This window comes from Anaerospora hongkongensis (genome assembly GCF_004339805.1).
Classification (GTDB): Bacteria; Bacillota; Negativicutes; order Sporomusales; family DSM-15969; genus Anaerospora; species Anaerospora hongkongensis.
Genome location: NZ_SLUI01000003.1, coordinates 347,949 through 366,776 on the forward strand (window position 1 = coordinate 347,949; position 18,828 = coordinate 366,776).

Below are 18,828 nucleotides of genomic sequence, written 5' to 3' on the forward strand. Positions count from 1 at the left end.
AAGGGCGGCGAAAAAAGTTACCGTTGTGTGAGTAAGTGATAGATATGAGCTAGGGATACGGATTATGGCAACAGGGTAACTCAATCTACGCATCTTTAGCTCTGAAAAATTAGAATAGTATAATATAGGAGGGAAATTAGTGAAAAAAACTCTATGTATTCTTTTGGTGCTTGTCATTGTACTGAGCATCACTGGTATTGCCTTTGCCGGCCCGTTCGCCGACGTACCTGCGAAACACTGGTCGTACGATGCTATTAGCAAATTGGCAAAGGCTGGTATTATTGACGGTTATAGCGATGGAACGTTCCGCGGCGACAAAACTATAACTCGTTATGAAATGGCTATAATTGTCGGGAAAGCTATGGAACGATCAGATAAAGCCGACGCAGCAAATAAAACGCTGATTGATGAGTTGGCTAATGAATTCGAGACTGAGCTGAAAAATTTAGGTGTACGAGTTGGTAAACTTGAGAACTACAACAAATCCAACTTGAAGGTAAGATTTGATAGCTTGTTTATTATGGCGAAAGATAATCCACCTGACGGTGCGCCCAAAATAAATGGGAACGATGCGTGGCGCTGGCGTAATCGTATGTATTTCACTGGCGATATTAACTCTAAAACATCTTATACAGCCCGGCTGGTGACCAGCCTAAATATCGCAGGTGCGACTACCTCTAGTTCTTCCCTTGGGACTGCTACCCAATTTGACCGCTTCTTCTTTACAACAAAAAACTTGTTAGGTTTCGATGAGGTGCGGTGGGGCCGTTTTAATTTTAGCGAGCTTGGAAGTTTCGTAGCCTATAAAAGCGGAAGTAATGATGGGGTTACTTTTTCGAAAAAACTAGGAGATGATGCTACCTTTAAATTCGGTGCTTTCATTGCTAGCCCAGAACCTGCCGCTGTTGGGAACTTTTCTGGTGATGCGCAAGAAGTGCAATATGCAGTGTTACAGAAGAAACTTAGCGACGAAACCACTGTAGGCGGGATGTTTTTGAATAATAATCGATTCGTAAGGCAGTCATCTTCGCCATTCAACTATGGTTACGACGACACTCAACTCTATAATTTATACTTGTCTCATAAACTAGGGAAGTGGACACTGGCCGGCGAATACGTCTCCACATCGGTTCACAATGGAGTAGGTGCCGTGAAAGAACATCCTAAGGCGTATGCGCTGCAGATTACTAACGGAATCTACAATCCAGGAAAAATATACCCTTCCCAGGATGTCGTTGTTAAATATGACAAACCGCATACAGATGCACTTGTTATATCATACCGCTATACAGAAATGGGAGCAATTCCGAACGGGTTGGGTACTCTAAGGTCAATGTGGATTGCTTCTCCAACGTATAAGCTCAATGGTAATGCTTTAGACGGTAGTGACAATACAAAAGGATGGCTGTTCAGTTATCAGTATGTTCTTGCTAAGAACATTGTAGCAAATATTGATTACCAAGATCTAAAATTCGTAAATAGCGGAGCTCCAGAGGATAAGATACTTTACACTATGATTCACGTTAAATTATAAGTCTGGAAAGTACGCGGTACTAATCCTGTCGCCGAAAAGTAACGAGACTACCGCGTACTTTAATTTGGAGGGAATTGTAAATGAGCATAGCTCTTTTGATAGTGCTTATAATGATAGCCGCAATTGTACTCGGCTATTTTACTGAAATTAACATTGGTTTCTATGCGCTTGCCGCTGCCTATGTAGTGGGAGCGTTTGTAATGGATCTTAAGGTGAACGATATTATTGCGATGTGGCCCCTCAGGATTTTCTTTATAATCTTCGCAGTCACATTATTCTATAGCTTTGCTATTCTCAACGGTACTTTAGAAAAACTAGCCATGAATATCCTTTATAGGTGCAGAAAATATCCGGAGTCACTGCCTTTCGTTGTTTATTTTGTGTCAATGCTAATGTCTGGCATGGGCGCTGGTATGTATCCAGTACTTGCCTTCATGTGCCCCTTGACAATGATGCTATGTGAAAAAACAGGCATGAGCCGCCTTTTGGGAGCGATGGCCGTATGTATGGGTGCTATAGGAGGGGCATACTTTATAACTAGCGTCAGTGGAGTAATAGTGAGAGAGCTTATTATTAAAGCTGGTTATGCCGAACAAGCGGCTTCTTATGGTATGACGGTATTTGTCATAACATTGTTTTTATCCTTCGCTCAGCTCTTCGGCATATATCTATTCACTAGACGGAAGCTAGAAGTTTCGAGTGAGACCATTGAAAAACCGGAACCTTTTACAAGAGAACAAAAAATCAATTTGTACTTGATAATCGCCGTAATGGTGGCGGTACTTGCTCCTTCAATTGCTGGCTTGATTGTCGGGAAGACTCCTTTTGTTAAGCTGCTCCAAAGTAAGATAGATATTGGTATGGTGGCGATCCTCGCGTCAGTAGTGGCATTTTTATTCAAGATTGGCGATGAAAAGGAAGTATTAAAAAAAGTGCCATGGGATCTCATCATCTTATTATGTGGCGTGGGAATATTGATTGATATAGCTGTAAAAGCTGGAACTTTGAAAATATTAGAAAGTTGGATTGGGAGTAACGTCCCAGGATATTTACTGGCAGTTTGTTTAGTTGTAGTTTCAGGGATATTCTCGGTATTCAGTAGTACTTTAGGCGTAGTATTGCCAACTCTATATCCCATGGTTCCAGCACTTGCTTCGGCTTCGGGTGTCTCGCCTGTAATACTCTTTGAAGCTGTTTTAATTGGAAGTCTTGCAACTGGTATGGCTCCTTTCTCAACAGGAGGAAGTTTAACGTTGGCTGGTTGCCCTAATGACGCAGCGAGGAAGGAACTCTTCCCGAAGCTATTATTTGTTTTACCTCCAGTTCAATTATTAATAGTGAGTATATTAGTCTGGTTATTTTCAATATTTTATAATTGATACTTATTGGGCTACTGGAGTAATTAAAAACGCTTAATAAATGGAACTAGTTCCACAATTAGGAACAATATTTAATGTAATGGAGTGAATTTAATTGCGAAAATCAACACGTCTACGTCAGATTCTTGCGGCTGGAAAAACAGTAGTTAAGCCAGGGGCCTATGATGCCTTATCGGCAATGATACTTGAGAAGGCGGGTTTTCAGGTTATCGGCTTGAGCGGTTTTGCCCTTTCTTTTGCACTACTTGGGAAGCCCGACGTTGGGCTCACTACCATGAGTGAAGTTGTAAGGGCGAGTAAGTATATATCAAGCGCTGTGCAAATTCCACTTATCGCTGATGCTGATACTGGGTTTGGAAACGCCATAAACACTATGAGAACTACCGAAGAGTTTATCATGTCCGGTGCTGCGGCTATTCACATTGAAGACCAAGAATTTCCGAAGCGTTGCGGGCATACCACAGGAAAGACGGTTGTCAGCAGAGATGAAATGGTGGGAAAAATTAGGGCTGCGGTTAAGGTACGAGATGAACTCGACAAAGATTTTGTTATTATTGCAAGATCCGACGTAAGGGGAGTATCCGGTGGTAGTGTCGATGCGCTTATAGACAGGCTAAAAGCTTGCGTCGATGCTGGTGCGGATATGGTATTCCCAGAAGCCTTGGTCTCTGTTGAGGAATTAGAACGAATAGTTGAGGAAGTCAAAGCGCCAATTCATTATAATCGTTCAGGTGGCGGGCTATCCCCCTTGATTCCGTTGACCCAATTGCAGGAGATGGGTGTTATCATGGCAAGCGATGCGGTGTCTACAATGCGTGCTGCTGGGACTGCTATGTGGCACTATGCAAAAGGCATGTTAGAGGGAGATATGGATTTTTCGGCAAAGTTTCTTGAAGAGTTAAAAGCAGGTCCATTAGGAGACATGAAAGCAATGCAAAGTTTTGTTGGTGGGCCGCAGATACGAGAGTTTGAAAAAGAATTTCTTCCAGCTGAAGAACTGAAAAAATATGAGAATACTACTGGACTTTTTTAAATTTGCATAATTGCAGAAATGTACAAGGAGGTTGCGCGATGGGAATGACAATGGCCGAAAAGATATTAGCCGCACATGCAGGTTTAGATAAGGTTATCCCAGGGCAGATGGTAATGGCCAAAGTGGATCGGTTTCGGATTGTGGATATTGTGTTTGGTGAAATGGGAGAACTTGGTGAACATCTTGAAGAACTAGGTATTGACAAGGTTTGGGATCCTGACCGTATTGTACTTCCTATTGAACACCAAGTGCCGCCGTCTACCGTTGGAGATGCGAATAGTTACGTTGCAGCCAGGAAGTTTGCCCAAAAGTATGGTATTAAAAATTTTTATGAAATCGGGCGTCATGGAGTTTGTCACGTCTTATTTGTTGAAGAGGGTTTCGCTCGCCCAGGTGAACTAGTAGTTGCACATGACTCCCATACGACTACTTATGGAGCTCTTAATGTAGCTGCGCGGGGCATAGGCCCGATTGAATCGCTGTATGTGCTAAAGCATGGAAAGCTATGGTTTAAGGTTCCCGAATCAGTGAAAATCGTCGTAGATGGAGTTTGGCCCGCAGGTGTTTATTCTAAGGATCTTGTGCTTTATATTGCAGGGAAATATGGTACAGATGTTGGGCTTTACAAATCTTTAGAGTTTGTTGGCCCGGCTATCGACGCTCTCTCTTTAGAAGCAAGGCAAACTATCGCGAATATGGGTATTGAATTAGGCGCGAAGTTTGCCTTGTTCGAAGCGGATGAACTGACAATTAATTATGTTAAAGGCAAGGCGAATGATCCATTTACTCCTGTAAAAAGTGATCCTGATGCCAAGTACAGTCAGGTTATTAATATCCGAGTTGAAGATATCGAACCATATGTGGCATGCCCACACAACATGGATAATAGCGTACCTGTTTCAAATGTTGAGGGAACTGCGATTGACCAGGCATTTATCGGGTCATGCACCAATGGACGGATTGAAGATTTGCGCATCGCAGCAGGTATTCTTAAAGGGCAGAAAGTTGCAGACAGAGCAAGGCTGATTGTAATTCCAGCTTCAATGCAGATATACAAACAGGCGCTAAAGGAAGGATTACTGGAAATATTCATAGATGCAGGAGCTATTGTTGATGGGCCAACCTGTGGTCCCTGCGCTGGCAGCGGAAAGGGCGTTCTGGGTGACGGCGAACGTTGTATATCGAGTACAAATAGGAATTTCAAAGGCCGGATGGGAAGCCCTGACTCAGGGGTGTATCTTGCATCGCCTGCGACCGTAGCTGCCTCGGCAATTACAGGATATATTACTGATCCTAGACCCTTTTTGAAGGAGGTATAGACTTATGATTAATGTAGTTGAAGGACGGGTATGGAAATTCGGTGATGATTTAAGCACCGATTTAATGATGCCCGCATCCGTAATGCATGGTAAGGTGCCTAAAGAAAAAATGAAGGACCATTGCATGGAGGCCAACCGGCCTGAATTTGCTTCCAGCGTAGTTCCGGGCGATATTTTAGTGGCAGGTAAAAATTGTGGCTGTGGTTCAAGTCGACCTGCCTCGGACCGTCTCAAGGAACTGGGGTTAAGTTGTATAATTGCAGAGTCTTTCTCGGCTATTTTTTTCCGCAACTCAGTATCCATCGGACTGCCTGCAATCGAAGTTAAAGGAATTGCCGAATTCTTGGCAGACGGTGATAAAGCTAAAGTTGATTTCGCAGCAGGTAGTATTACAAATATAACTACCGGAAAAACGTTGCCTTTCGCGCCTTTTCCGGAAGAGTTTAGTAATCTGCTAAGTTGCGGGGGAGTAATTAATCTTCTTAAAAAAGAAAAAGAACAGGGTATTTAACTGTTCAGTAATTGTTAAAAAAGGAACTGGATTTTATATAAGAGCAGCAGGATACATGCTGCTCTTATAACAGTTAAAGCAAATTCGCTCATACGGACAACCGAGGTTTTTCCGTAATTATTCTAGGGGGATTATGATGCCCGCAATTATGTTTATTACCCAAACCGATACAATGGCTGAAATGGCCAGCAATATTATTTCAAGAAACGGAGTGAATGCTTGTGTCGAAATAATAACAAATGTTCAGCAAGTAGCTAGTTTGATCGAAAGGAATCCTGACACAGATGTATATATTGCGAGAGGCGGAATAGCTACTCAGCTCAAAAAATTAACAGGTAAAACTGTGGTCGAGTTCACTGCGTCAATAACCGATGTATTAATTCCTGTAAGTAAACTTGCAAAGTTTGGGGTAACGAAGATTGGTATCGTCGTGCAATCAACATTCATCGCTGAAGCATCGCAGGATATTGATATGGGCGATATTACCGTTTACTTGCGTACTTGTGAAACGGACGAGGACATGCGCAAGCAGACCGCAGGACTTCTCAAATTGGGAATTGGCGGACTGGTCTCCCACAGCGTGGGGCGTGAGGTAACAAAAGAATATGAGATACCGTTTGAGTTTCTAGATGCAGGGCATTCCGCGATCAATAGAGCTATAAACGAAGCGGTCAAAATCTCACAGGCACAGGAAGCTGTGCGGATGCGCAATAACGAGCGCAACAGGCAACTTAATTCTTGTGTGATCGAAATATATGATGCATTGGAGCAGGCTGTCGCGGCGGCAGAGCAGTTGTCTGCCGCATCCGAGGAACTTGCGGCGACAAGCCAGGAATCCGCTGAATTTGCAAAAGAAGCGGAGGAAAGAATGGGTAGAACTTCGCATATCCTTGATGTCATCCGACGGGTGGCTCAGCAAACCAATCTATTGGGACTCAACGCAGCGATTGAAGCGGCTCGAGCCGGTACAAATGGACGTGGATTCTCTGTCGTCGCGGATGAAGTGCGTAAGTTATCTGACGAAACCAGTCGTTCAGCTAAAGATATTGGCGATATGCTATTACTCTTACGTGATACTAACTCAAAGGTTTTGAAAAACATTGAACAAGGCAACATCATAACACAAGAACAAGCTAAAGCCACGCAAGAAATAACCCGCATGCTGGAAGGGGTAAGATCGGTTGGACAAAAACTAATGGACATGGCGAAAAATGACCGTTAAAGTAACGCAAATAAGTATTACTTATGCTCATAATTAAAAAGGGGGGAGACGTTATGTTAGGAAAATCGGTGTTATTCGAAAAGAAAGGAAAGGTTGCGACTATTGCTCTTAATCGCCCTGATGCGATGAATTCGATGAATAAAGACCTTGTTGTCGAACTTATGGCGGCGCTGACAAGCGCGAGGGAGGACAGAGAAATCCGGGCGGTGGTGCTAACCGGAAAAGGCAAGGGATTTTGCGCTGGCGGGGACTTGTTCTATCTCCGCTCGCTCTCAGACCCAATAGTCGCCCGCAATTTTATTAAGGAAGCAGGGGACATCATCTCACTGATCATGGACATGGAGAAACCTGTGATTGCCATGGTCAATGGTATTGCTGCAGGAGCCGGTTTTCAACTGGCGTTAGCCTGCGACATAGTGTTTTGCGCAAAGTCAGCGCGTTTCGCACAAAGTTTTGCCAAGGTCGGGTTAGTGCCCGATTGCGGCGGGTTTTACCTGTTGCCACGGGTCGTAGGTATTCATAAAGCGAAAGAATTGATGTTTACAGCAGACGTTATTGACGCCGAAGCAGCGCTGAGCTTGGGTATAGTCAATAAAGTTGTCGATGACGAAGCGCTTGATGACAGCGTTTGCAAATTCGCCGCCCGTTTGGCTGACGGGCCGCCTATTGCCTACGACATGATTAAATCCATGGTGGCTCGCAGCGACAAACTTGATCTTGAAAGCACTTTAGAATACGAGGCAGACCTCCAATGCATTTGCATGCAGACTGCGGATCACAAGGAAGGCGTCGAAGCTTTTAAGGCTAAACGGGCACCAGTATTTCAGGGCAAGTAGTAGAAAATTATTATTTGGGAGGGTTTAAAATGAGTTGGAAAGAGACTTATGCAAAGAAACTGGTGTCAGTTGAAGAAGCTGCCCAAAAAATCAAATCCAACGACCGGGTTTGGTACCCGCCTGCTGGGTGTGCCCCGGTAAGTATAATTGAGGCGCTGACCAAAAGGGCAAAAGAATTGGAAAACGTTCAGATGTCCACAGCGCTTCCGCTCTATCCCTTCGAGTATCTTAAGGGGGAGTACAAAGACCACCTTAGTCACCACACAGTGTTCCTGGGCCCCTTTGAGCGTAAGGTGATGCCGCAAGGTAATATTGAAGTAACGTCCTGCCAATTCGGTGATATAGACTGGATAACGAAAAATCGGATCGATGCCAATGTATTTATTGCGGAAGTGTCGCCACCTGATGAGAATGGTTACATGAGCTATGGTGTAATAGGTACTTTCAATGGTGAGACGGCAGCAAAAATTGCAGATACTGTTATTGTTCAGGTCAACCGAGAAATGCCTTACGTGTACGGGGAATCCCACTCCTTCATTCATGTAAATGACGTTGATTATATTTGCGAACAAGATCATAAACTTGCCCAACTGCAACAGCCGCCCGTCTCGGATGTTGAGAAACAAATCGCTTCGTACATAGTTCCATATATTGAGGATGGGTCTACGATCCAAATCGGCCTTGGCGGCGTAGCCAACGCAGTCGGTTTTTTTTTGGAAAACCATAAGGATTTGGGTGTTCACACTGAAATGCTCACCGATTCGATGGTGAATCTTGCAGAAAAGGGTATAATCAATGGCAGTAAAAAGACACTGCATCCTGGCGAAATGACGGTCAGCTTTGGAATCGGATCACAAAAACTGTACGAATTTATGAACAATAACCCACAGGTCAGAACATATCCTATCAGTTATATAACTAATGAAGAGATAATTAGAAAAAATAATAAGTTTGTCTCAATCAACAATGCACTAATGTGCGATCTGACCGGTCAGCTATGTTCCGAATCGATTGGCTTTGATCAATTTAGTGGAACAGGCGGACAACTGAATTTTGTTAGAGGTGCCTTTTTAGCACCGGGCGGTAAGTCATTCCTTGCATTTCGCTCAGTTGCCGAACAAAAAGACGGCAGTTTGATTTCACGAATCACAGCTTCTTTTGTACCGGGCTCGGTAGTCACTACCCCGCGGTCCGATACACAATATGTTGTGACCGAATACGGGGTTGCAGACCTTAGGGGCAAGAGTATTCCCGAGAGAGTTAAGGCACTGGTAGCTATCGCTCATCCGCAGTTCCGCGAAGAATTGATGAATGATGCGAAGAAATACGGCCTGTTATATTAATAAGTAAGGAGCTTTCCTGCCAGCCACCTTAGGCGAGGCTGCAGGGAAAGCTCCTATTGGAAAGATGACAAGTTTCTACATACCAGAAATAGAAAGAGATGGTGAAGAGGATGCGTGATGTCGTCATAGTCGGTGCGCAACGAACTCCGATAGGCGATTTTTTAGGATCATTCAAAGATATTAGCGCAATCGAATTAGGAGTTATTGCTGCAAATGGGGCAATGGCCCAAGCCGGAATTACGTCAGATCTAGTCACTGAGGTGGCTTGCGGCATGGTTTACAAAGCCGGTAATAAAGGGAATCCCGGGCGTCAGCTTCAGCTTCGGTGTGGAATGCCTATAGAAGGATACGCTTACACTGTTGATCAGCAGTGTGGGTCAGGCATGAAAGCATTTGAACTGGCTTTTCAGTCTATCTTGTTGGGAAAAATCGATGTTGCTTTGGCTGTGGGGATGGAAAGTATGTCCCAGGCGCCTTATATTCTCAAAAGTGCCCGTGAAGGCTATCGGATGGGGCATAGTGAGATTCACGATTCGTTGCTATACGATGGCTTGGTCTGCGCAATTCAGGGCTATCATATGGGGGTTACGGCGGAAAACCTAGTCGAGAAATATGGTATTTCCCGTGCCGAGCAGGATGAACTCGCCGTGATTAGCCACCAACGCTCTATTAAGGCAATTATGGATGAGAAATTCAAAGAAGAGATAGTGCCGGTAAGTGTTAGAACAAAAAAAGGCCCTGTTATAGTTGATACCGATGAGCACCCCAGAGCTGATGTATCGTTGGAAAAACTTACTGCTATGAAACCTGCCTTCAGGAAGGACGGAACGGTGACGGCTGGCAACGCATCATCAGTGAACGACGGCGCTGCCGCTATGGTGTTGATGACGATGGACAAAGCCCGTGAACTTGGTGTGAAACCGCTTGCTAGAGTTAAGGCTACTGCAAATGTAGGGGTTTCCCCGGAAGTAATGGGCATCGGACCAGTGTACAGTGTGCCGAAGGTATTAGAATATGCCGGACTTAAAGCATCAGACATCGGTTATTATGAGATAAACGAAGCATTCGCCGCCCAGTTTTTAGCCGTAAACCGGGAGTTAAAGCTAGATATGAGTAAGGTAAATACTAATGGTTCAGGTATTGGGTTAGGTCATCCGGTGGGCTGTAGCGGAGCCAGAATTATCGTCTCACTAATTTACGAACTAAAACGGCGTAAAGAACAGTATGGACTTGCAACTCTTTGCGTGGGCGGTGGCCCGGCTATTGCCGCAATAATTGAGAATATCTGACGAAATGTTTATGGGAGGGAAGAACATGCATATCAATAAGCTGCTGGTTATTGGTGCTGGTCTTATGGGCAGCGGGATAGCCCAAGTTGCCGCCAGTTCGGGAATTGAGGTCGTGCTATATGACATTAAGCAAGACTTTGTTGATCGTGGAGTAAACGCAATTGCGAACAACCTTGCTAAGCTTATCGAAAAGGGAAAATTGTCTGAGGAAGACAAAAGGATGATTATCGGGCGAATCAGTGGTTCGGTAAACTTTGCGGATTCAGCTAAGTCGGCAGACTTTGCGATTGAAGCTGCGCCCGAAAACTTTTCCATCAAGAAGGAAATCTTCATAGCGCTCGATACCTATTGCCCGGAGAGCACCATTCTTGCCAGTAATACGTCCTCGTTGCCGATTACACAAATCGCTGCCGTAACCAAGCGCCCTGAAAAAGTAATTGGTATGCATTTTTTTAGTCCAGTGCCGATGATGAAACTTGTGGAATTAATTAAGGGTTTGGCTACTTCTAAAGAGACTTTTGCCATTACTGAGGAGCTAACCTTAGCACTAAAGAAAACCCCTGTAACGGTCGAAGACTTTCCGGGTTTCTGTGGGAACCGGATCGTAGTACCAATGATTAACGAGGCGGTATACGCGTTAATGGAAGGGGTAGCAAGCGTCGACGATATTGACACAGTATGTAAACTTGGATTTAATCATCCGATGGGACCGCTAGAGTTGGCAGACATGGTCGGGTTAGATATTGTTTTAAATGTAATGGATGTATTGTATAAAGGTTACGGGGATCCCAAATATCGTCCGTGTCCGCTACTTCGTAAGTATGTGGATTCTGGCTGGCTTGGCCGTAAGTCGGGAAGAGGCTTCTACAACTACAGCCTATGATAGCGTCAGCGAGTCAGTCTGGGCATTAAGAAGACATGCGGCATAATGGAAAACTCAGGCCACAACTGTGCGTATCTTTCGAATTAGGAGCGGTGCTAATCGATGTATAAGTTTGATAATTTAATTGTGGAAATAAGCAACGGTGTAGCGGTTATCACCATTAACCGTCCCCAAGAGATGAATGCTTTAAATCCGAAGGCAGTCGACGAACTTGACACTGCTTTTCAGGAACTGGGAAAAGACGCTGCCGTCGGCGCCGTAATCATCACCGGCAATGACAAGGTTTTTGTCGCCGGAGCGGATATTACGTCCATGGTGGAAATGGAACCTATTAAGGCTAAGGAATGGGCTAGATCGGGCCAACTGGTTTTTTCGCGAATTGAGAACTTTCCTAAGGTCGTCATTGCAGCCTGTGGTGGATTTACCTTGGGCGGCGGCTGTGAACTGGCAATGGCCTGTGATATCCGCGTAGCCTCAGAAAAGGCCAGGTTTGGGCAGCCGGAGGTTAATCTTGGCATTATGCCAGGATTTGCGGGAACCCAACGACTACCCCGACTAGTAGGAAAGGGTCAAGCCAAATTATTGATTTTGACTGGCGACATTATCAGTGCTCAAGAAGCGCTACAAATCGGCCTGATCGATATGGTTGTTCCTCATGAAGAATTATTAGATGCAGCCAAGGCCTTGGCCCGAAAAATTGTATCTAAAGCACCATATGCAGTACAACAAGCGAAACGATCTATCAACCGTGGGATGGAAGTGGATATCGAATCGGGAGCTATATTAGAGGCCGAAGCATTTGGTATGTGCTTCACTACTAAAGATCAAAGAGAAGGCATGCAGGCTTTCGTCGAAAAAAGAAAACCTCAGTTTTCAGGGTTCTAAAAGGAACTGTTTCGACTAGGAATAGACTGCGGGCGGCACTGCAGCCCGGCCATTTCGTTTGGCCGGGCTTTCGTATGCCGTCCTCGGGCCGCTCCGCTCAGTGTCTTTCGCAACGGATACCACTGCATGGTTGTCCGTCCGCCCCTTGCGCCGTTTCGCTCATCTCCACTATACTCATCCGCTCCCGGCTAACCACCGCTGAAGCTTGCAGTCGTATCCTGCTGGGTGGCGTTTCATTGTCTGAGGAGGGGGAGGAGGCCAGAGCGCTCCTTTCACTCGCACCACGACCGCCGAGGTAAAACATGGGCAGCAGCAAGTGAAAAAGCATCACCTACTGCCGCCTATCGGAAATCGGTACGGGCCGCCATACTATCGAAGGTCTAGAGGTTGGGCGGCTCCTCTCAAACCCCTATCACCCAGCCTTTGGGGGAACATATGCCCCCTAACCCCCAAAGGGGGAAGGCGGACCATCACGCCGCCTGTCCTCGTGCCTGCGGGAAGCAGCGTCATGCTCCGCCAAAACAAAGCAGCGGTCGTGAGCAAAGCCTCACCACCGCCGGTCAACCATCCCTAACCCTTCCAGTCATGGAAGTGGAGGCGGCCATCCTATAAGCGTATTTTATGTCCTCCCTGGCACGCCAGGACGGCAAAGCCTGGACATAAACAGGACGTTATAGGACGTCCACCACCGCTGTCGCGGGACCTTCGCCGTTCGCTCCGGGATTATCGTGCCCACCCCCTGACCCCTCCCGCGCATGAAATCGGGAGGGGAGGGAGCTAACAGGGTTACGGCGGCTTGGGGCATACAGCATCATGCCCGGCCAGAAAACCATTGGCCGACCGCACTGCGCATACCCCATCGGGCCCGCACGAGCCGGCGCGCAGCGAAACCCCATCGCCACACTGTCGGCAGCGCAGGCCCGACCGCCGCAAGGGTGACGCGGGGAAGCTGGAACAACGTCCCGCCGCCGAATTTTTCATTGTATCACACCGGTCAAGGCAAAGCCTGCTCCGTGCATCTGCGCCCTGCGGTGACATGGCGTGCCGCGTCCATGTTATATATAATAAGAAGCTTTAACCCGCGCTCCATCTTACTGTGAGGGCGGCGGGAAGCCGCTGACACGGAGGAGGCGGCACACATGCTGACGATCAAGCAGGTTAAGGCACGGCTACGGCGCCAGCGGGTACTATACGGCAGGCTCGTGACCAGCCCGGACGGGGCAGAGTGGATACGGGTTGGCTTAACCCGGGCACAGCTTGAATATTACATGGACCGAGTGACTTGTTACGGTTTCATTCAGGATTGAGGGCTTGGGCCCTTTTTTTGGTTGGTACGGAGATGACGAAGATACGAGGGACGCACCCTGCCGCCGGTCTTTTCATTGTATCACGCCGGTCAAGGCAAGCCTGCTCCGCTGCGCTGCGCCCTCCGGTGACCCGGCGTGCCGCGTCAAGGTGTACATATAATAGGAAGCTTTATTCCCGCGCTCTTTTTGTATGTGACGGCGGCAGATAGGCCGACGATCACAGAAGGAGGCGGGGGCAATGCTGGATTGGCTTATTCGTTGGTGGCGGGTAGAGGTTGCTTTATTTATGTGCTACTTTGATTCGCTCAGGCGGGGAGACCGGGTGAGCTATCAGTATTGCGCGCAGAAGAGTTTATTGGTATCGGTGTTCTGCTTTACTGTTTTTGTGGGAGGCTTGATGCTAGTGGGGAGTGTTATTCGGTTCTTCCAGTATGGTGGGCGGTAGATGGGCTAGCCTGGCTCTATCTACTATATATAAGTAGTTATTTAGGGTTATCTGACAAAACTAGGCAGGTATTGTGTGAAAATGTTAAAATAGACATGGAAGATAATGGAGTGAGAGTTTTTTCTTAATCGTAAGTCCGATTTTAGTTAAGGTAAAGTAAATTGCGTGGGAACTAATGGGAGGATAACTCATGAGCGCACAATATGAAATACTAGACGTTTTACATGAAAACCCTCATAGCAACTCAAAGGTTATATTGGTACGGGATAAGATAACAGGTAAGGAGTTTGTCATTAAACGTATAATCGGGCTTGATAATCCATTACATAGAGCTATTTTTGATAAAGAGATTGGCGCACTCTACAAGTTACGCCAATCCGAACACATTGTTAAATTACTTGATTATAAACAAGGAAAAAGTAGCCAAACAGGAGTTTTTGAAGGAAGAATTTTCTTAGAGTATGTAGATGGCGATACGTTACAAAATAAATGTTCTCAAATAATTAATATTGGTGATAAATTTAATGTTATTCAGCAGTTAGTTAGTGCATTAAGATATGCTCATGAAAGTGGGATAATTCATAGAGATATTAATCCGAAGAATATAATGGTCACAGAGGATGGAAGAGTAAAACTGATAGATTTCGGAATTTGCAAGATTAAAGGAATGTCTATCAAAGGTACTACTTTTCGATATGCAACAAATAAATATGCTGCACCAGAAGTTGGTTATCACAGTGAAAATGCGACAGAGCGCAGTGATATTTATTCGCTAGGATCAGTAATTTATTTTATGTTCACTAAAAATGAGCCAACTGTTCCTGATAATATGTCGACTGCAATTAAAAGTGCTAGTGGTATTGATCCGTTACTTAAAGATGTACTTATTCGCATGACATCGATCAATCCCCTTAATAGATTTGAAAATATGATCGACTTAGAAATTAGTCTATCGCCGCTTTATAAGAAATACCTTAATAACAATGAGGCTTATTGTGTAACCATAGATTCTGCTAAATTTGAATTTCTACGAAAAAATAATCTCGTCAAAGCGGGTAAAACAAATGATCAATTGATGAAAGAGGATATCTCGTCCAACTTCACTAATGCCACAGTGTTTATGGAAAAACGCGTTGACCAAGTAGTATATATTTTTGATGGTATAAATTACAGTATGCATTGTGACTACGATGAGGCCTCTCAACTTTTCAAAGTTTTACAGTTCAAAAGAATTGAGGCATTCTATCGAGAGAGAAATAAAAAGACTTATATGGCAGTATCGGGGATTATTGTTTTTCAGAATTCATTCTCAGCAAAATCTTGGGATCATAATAATTATCAACTTTTGAATCGAATCTCGGACCATATTGATGCGATACGTTCGAAGAAAAATATCAATATCGAATATACTAATAATTATGGCTTTTGGTACGATTTTATAAAGATAATGAAAGAGGATGTTCGAAAACGGGCAGCTAAATTTTATTATGATAGATATGAATATAAAAATAACCTGTTATATTTCACACTAAATAAAGATACTTATATAGATGCAGAGAGTCTATCGACAATTAGTGTGCTGATTTGCGAAACAGCAACTAATAATGATATTTCCCTAAAAGAAATCGGTACTTTTGAGAAGTATATTGAAGACGGAAATATTATGGTCATAAAGCCTACTAGGAATAGTGAAATTCGCCGATTGCCACGGTCAGGATATTTTTGTGCTGATTACCGCATGGAAATTGCACAATATAAAAAACAAGAACGAGCATTAGATGAATTCCAAAGAGAAGAGTATAACTGCCATGGCAATTTGAAAAGTATATTTGTGGGTTTAGAGGCGCCAGAGATTTTCCCTAATTCGAGAACAATTAAATATTTTGATCATAACTTAGATGATGCACAAAAAATGGCTATAAGAAAAATTCTAGATGCACGAGATATAGTATTAATACAGGGGCCGCCAGGGACTGGAAAAACCAACGTTATCGTTGAACTTATTCGACAGATCCGGGCTCATAATCAAAAAAATCCAACAGTATCACAAAAAGTCCTTATTGTGTCTCAGTCCCATGCCGCTGTTGACAAAATACTAGAAGACCTTGATCCTTATGTCGAGGATGTAAATGTTATTAGAATCGGCTATGAAGAAAAAATATCTTTGTTATCCAGAGAAAAGTATAGCCTAGATAATAAAAAGAAAACTTGGGTTGAAAATATTGTTTGTAAAAGCAGAAAAAATCTTGAAAATGAGTTAATGAACAGGGGGATAGATTTTTCAAGTTTCGAGCAGTTTATGATTGCTTTTGATGATCTACAAATTTCTAATCGTACGGCTGAAGAAGAAACTGCAAACACCAATATAATCTCTGATTTTTATCAAAAGTACAAAATTGGAGAAAACGACAAAGAGTTCCGTAGATTAATAATCATCCAAAATTGGATGCGGCAGTTAATTGAAACAAATAATATTGAGGAATATTTCATAAGGAATGCTTCAATCGTAGTTGGCACTTGCTCAGGATTTGCTGCGAATCCATTCGTTAACGATACAATTTTTGATTATGTTATAGTGGATGAAGCTGCAAAGGCCACATTACCAGAGATGATGGTTTCCTTAGTGAAGTCAAAAAAAGTTGTGCTAGTTGGAGATCATATGCAACTACCACCAGTTTTTGACCAGGGGGCAATTAGTAGAGCCGATACAAAAATAAGTATTGATGATTTAAAGAATGGTAGTTTTGAAAGGATCTTTAATATATTGCCTGAGGCTTGCAAGCAAGTCCTTAGCACACAATATAGAATGCACCCAGTTATCGGAGAAATGATAGGATCTATTTTTTATGGAAATAAGCTTCAGAATGGTGTGGGTGCCGAGGAGAGGGAGTTAGACTTACCTTCTTTTAAAAATTATGCGATGGCCTGGATGTCCACATCTAGCTTGCCTGGGTGCAAGAGATTTGAACACAAAATATCTAATGAAAACGGCGATGATAGTTATGTTAATTATCAAGAAGCTAGCATATTACTTGAGTTGATTAAGAAGCTTGACTTGGAAATTGGTGATAAAGGATATTCGATAGGAGTAATAACTCCGTATAGAGCACAACTTAACCGAATTCAGAGAGAAATTGCTTTATTGGAACTAAAGAATATATCTGTAGAAGCTAATACTGTAGATGCTTTTCAGGGAAGCCAAAAAGATATTATTCTGTACTCCACAGTTAGAAGCAGTGACCTTCCCAGAATTGGTTTTCTGAGAGAGCATGCAAGAATTAACGTGTCATTTTCAAGGGCTAAGCGGTTACTTGTTATTATTGGTGATATGGAATTCCTGAATAATCCTAATATACCAATGAATAAGTTCCCTGAAATTATCGAATATATGCTTAAGCATAAAGATTCATGTCACATTATTCAGTATGGCGGTGATAAATAATGAAGCATGTAATCGAATCCATTCATAAGTATATTCCACCTGAAAACGTCGGGTATGTTTTGGTGAAAAGAACAAAAGTTTTTATTCCTTATAAAGAGTTTGGGATCAATGTACTTGAAAGATCGGAAATACCATTATCTTTTGTTCATGAAACTGTCCTAAAATTACTGGCAGAAGATGTCTGTAATGTTGAGGAAATGGTAAACGTACTAGGTTTAGAGTACGATATTTTAAAAGAAATCATAGCTGAAATGGCAATAGCTGACCTTGTAGTCGTATCCGAAATGTCTTTAATATTAACCGCAAAAGGTAAAATCGCACTTCAAGAACTAAAAAAAGTCACTGTTAAAAAAAATCAAGTTAACGAACTCTATGTTAATATGATAACTGGTGAAATAGAAAGCTACAGTAATTGTTTATACTACGATAGACCAATTCCGGGGTATATGTATTTTGATCAGACTTTTGACCTTGACATACAGTTTTTGAGAGAAAAATTCTCAAGTGTAGAAAAAATATATGAGAAGGACAAAGAAGAAGAATCTATTTTCGTGAAAAAATCACGAGGAGAAACTTCCCTCTATCGAATTCTTGATATTGCATACCAAAAGATTAAATATATGTCTATCTCTTGCTTTGTATTTGTGAATGAGGAAACTGCATCGTTATTATTAATGTTTGATGATGACAAATTATCTGTTTACTCAACCATTGCAAAATCACAAATAAATAATCGAACAAATAGTATTAAATGGTTATTTGAGAGCAATAGAGAGTTTATAGCTAAGAATAAATCTATTCGACATGAGATTGACGTCGATAAAGATAAAGCGCGAAATAAGCTTCTGTCGTTAATACAGCAGAAGTCCAAGTTAAAGGTTTCTTCACAGGAAATAGAATCCTATTATTATTCAGATCGATATCTCCTTGACGGAGAAATAGCAGATATTATCCGTGAATGCCATGAATATAAGCCTCAGAAACTAGTAATTGCTTCTCCTCATATGAGACAATTTTTGCAGGATAATTTAACGAGTTTAATTAATATGCTCCCACTGATCAAAATAATTCTTATTTACAACAAAGATGAATACGGTATGGACAAATCAAAGGAATGGTTAGTTTCTCAACTGAAAAATGATAATAAAGGTAAACAAAATATTGCCTTTTTTCCGCTAGATCCTGGACAGAAAATTAATACTACACAAATAATATGTCACCCTGGCTTTGTTATAAATACGCTCTATGAATTGGTGGAAGACGATATGAATCAGTTCGTACTGAAAGAAATATCCGATATTTCCTTTGATTTAGATAAAATCATGAAAGCGTTAAAACAATTTGAGCAGATTATTGATTGATTAGATCAACTTAATGTAATTTAACGTAGGATTTAATCA

Annotated in this window: 14 protein-coding genes and 2 pseudogenes; all 16 read left to right on the forward strand. The window is 43.0% G+C overall.

Going from position 1 to position 18,828, the window contains the following annotated elements:
* Positions 1 to 139 precede the first annotated feature (139 nt).
* The 16 genes and pseudogenes from EV210_RS06360 to EV210_RS06425 all read left to right on the forward strand — a co-directional run bounded on the left by EV210_RS06360 (position 140) and on the right by EV210_RS06425 (position 18,789).
* Positions 140 to 1,534 carry an S-layer homology domain-containing protein gene (locus tag EV210_RS06360; RefSeq protein ID WP_132077258.1) on the forward strand — a complete coding sequence of 465 codons (1,395 nt, stop codon included), beginning with the start codon at positions 140 to 142 and terminating at the stop codon, positions 1,532 to 1,534.
* A gap of 80 nt (positions 1,535 to 1,614) precedes the next feature.
* Positions 1,615 to 2,913, forward strand: a complete 1,299-nt coding sequence (locus EV210_RS06365) for an SLC13 family permease (RefSeq protein ID WP_132077263.1) — start codon at positions 1,615 to 1,617, stop codon at positions 2,911 to 2,913.
* Positions 2,914 to 3,007: 94 nt separating this feature from the next.
* Entirely contained in the window at positions 3,008 to 3,946 is a 939-nt protein-coding gene (locus tag EV210_RS06370; RefSeq protein ID WP_132077265.1) for an isocitrate lyase/PEP mutase family protein, read from the forward strand.
* Between the two features lie 38 nt (positions 3,947 to 3,984).
* Positions 3,985 to 5,265, forward strand: a complete 1,281-nt coding sequence (locus tag EV210_RS06375; RefSeq protein ID WP_132077268.1) for a 3-isopropylmalate dehydratase large subunit — start codon at positions 3,985 to 3,987, stop codon at positions 5,263 to 5,265.
* Between the two features lie 4 nt (positions 5,266 to 5,269).
* On the forward strand, positions 5,270 to 5,776 hold the full coding sequence (locus EV210_RS06380; RefSeq protein WP_132077271.1) for a LeuD/DmdB family oxidoreductase small subunit: 507 nt from the start codon (positions 5,270 to 5,272) through the stop codon (positions 5,774 to 5,776).
* Between the two features lie 181 nt (positions 5,777 to 5,957).
* A pseudogene (locus tag EV210_RS23430) lies at positions 5,958 to 6,458 on the forward strand (PrpR N-terminal domain-containing protein); the annotation flags it as partial.
* Positions 6,459 to 6,662: 204 nt separating this feature from the next.
* A pseudogene (locus tag EV210_RS23435) lies at positions 6,663 to 6,998 on the forward strand (methyl-accepting chemotaxis protein); the annotation flags it as partial.
* A gap of 53 nt (positions 6,999 to 7,051) precedes the next feature.
* Positions 7,052 to 7,834 (forward strand): enoyl-CoA hydratase/isomerase family protein, encoded by a 783-nt coding sequence (locus EV210_RS06390; protein ID WP_165898814.1) that lies wholly within the window; start codon positions 7,052 to 7,054, stop codon positions 7,832 to 7,834.
* A 29-nt stretch (positions 7,835 to 7,863) separates the two neighbouring features.
* Positions 7,864 to 9,177 carry an acetyl-CoA hydrolase/transferase family protein gene (locus EV210_RS06395; protein ID WP_132077280.1) on the forward strand — a complete coding sequence of 438 codons (1,314 nt, stop codon included), beginning with the start codon at positions 7,864 to 7,866 and terminating at the stop codon, positions 9,175 to 9,177.
* A 110-nt stretch (positions 9,178 to 9,287) separates the two neighbouring features.
* Positions 9,288 to 10,466, forward strand: coding sequence for a thiolase family protein (locus EV210_RS06400; RefSeq protein ID WP_132077283.1), 1,179 nt, complete (start codon positions 9,288 to 9,290; stop codon positions 10,464 to 10,466).
* A gap of 25 nt (positions 10,467 to 10,491) precedes the next feature.
* Positions 10,492 to 11,349 (forward strand): 3-hydroxybutyryl-CoA dehydrogenase, encoded by an 858-nt coding sequence (locus EV210_RS06405; protein WP_132077285.1) that lies wholly within the window; start codon positions 10,492 to 10,494, stop codon positions 11,347 to 11,349.
* A 102-nt stretch (positions 11,350 to 11,451) separates the two neighbouring features.
* Positions 11,452 to 12,234 (forward strand): enoyl-CoA hydratase-related protein, encoded by a 783-nt coding sequence (locus EV210_RS06410; RefSeq protein ID WP_132077288.1) that lies wholly within the window; start codon positions 11,452 to 11,454, stop codon positions 12,232 to 12,234.
* Between the two features lie 1,139 nt (positions 12,235 to 13,373).
* Positions 13,374 to 13,541, forward strand: a complete 168-nt coding sequence (locus tag EV210_RS22545; RefSeq protein WP_165898815.1) for a hypothetical protein — start codon at positions 13,374 to 13,376, stop codon at positions 13,539 to 13,541.
* Between the two features lie 238 nt (positions 13,542 to 13,779).
* Complete coding sequence (locus EV210_RS06415; RefSeq protein ID WP_132077290.1) at positions 13,780 to 13,986, forward strand: hypothetical protein; 207 nt, start codon at positions 13,780 to 13,782, stop codon at positions 13,984 to 13,986.
* Positions 13,987 to 14,176: 190 nt separating this feature from the next.
* The gene (locus tag EV210_RS06420; RefSeq protein ID WP_132077293.1) at positions 14,177 to 17,428 is read left to right on the forward strand and encodes a serine/threonine-protein kinase; all 3,252 of its coding nucleotides are present in this window, start codon (positions 14,177 to 14,179) and stop codon (positions 17,426 to 17,428) included.
* Positions 17,428 to 18,789, forward strand: a complete 1,362-nt coding sequence (locus EV210_RS06425; RefSeq protein WP_132077296.1) for a hypothetical protein — start codon at positions 17,428 to 17,430, stop codon at positions 18,787 to 18,789. The genes EV210_RS06420 and EV210_RS06425 overlap by 1 nt, the downstream gene beginning before the upstream one ends.
* Positions 18,790 to 18,828: the final 39 nt, after the last annotated feature.

What these genes read in the sequence shown, in the direction of transcription:
- EV210_RS06390 (WP_165898814.1), top strand. Translation starts at nt 7,052, where the DNA reads ATGTTAGGAAAATCGGTGTTATTCGAAAAGAAAGGAAAGGTTGCGACT.
- EV210_RS06400 (WP_132077283.1), top strand. Translation starts at nt 9,288, where the DNA reads ATGCGTGATGTCGTCATAGTCGGTGCGCAACGAACTCCGATAGGCGAT.
- EV210_RS06395 (WP_132077280.1), top strand. Translation starts at nt 7,864, where the DNA reads ATGAGTTGGAAAGAGACTTATGCAAAGAAACTGGTGTCAGTTGAAGAA.
- EV210_RS06405 (WP_132077285.1), top strand. Translation starts at nt 10,492, where the DNA reads ATGCATATCAATAAGCTGCTGGTTATTGGTGCTGGTCTTATGGGCAGC.
- EV210_RS06425 (WP_132077296.1), top strand. Translation starts at nt 17,428, where the DNA reads ATGAAGCATGTAATCGAATCCATTCATAAGTATATTCCACCTGAAAAC.
- EV210_RS06365 (WP_132077263.1), top strand. Translation starts at nt 1,615, where the DNA reads ATGAGCATAGCTCTTTTGATAGTGCTTATAATGATAGCCGCAATTGTA.
- EV210_RS06410 (WP_132077288.1), top strand. Translation starts at nt 11,452, where the DNA reads ATGTATAAGTTTGATAATTTAATTGTGGAAATAAGCAACGGTGTAGCG.
- EV210_RS22545 (WP_165898815.1), top strand. Translation starts at nt 13,374, where the DNA reads ATGCTGACGATCAAGCAGGTTAAGGCACGGCTACGGCGCCAGCGGGTA.
- EV210_RS06415 (WP_132077290.1), top strand. Translation starts at nt 13,780, where the DNA reads ATGCTGGATTGGCTTATTCGTTGGTGGCGGGTAGAGGTTGCTTTATTT.
- EV210_RS06420 (WP_132077293.1), top strand. Translation starts at nt 14,177, where the DNA reads ATGAGCGCACAATATGAAATACTAGACGTTTTACATGAAAACCCTCAT.
- EV210_RS06380 (WP_132077271.1), top strand. Translation starts at nt 5,270, where the DNA reads ATGATTAATGTAGTTGAAGGACGGGTATGGAAATTCGGTGATGATTTA.
- EV210_RS06375 (WP_132077268.1), top strand. Translation starts at nt 3,985, where the DNA reads ATGGGAATGACAATGGCCGAAAAGATATTAGCCGCACATGCAGGTTTA.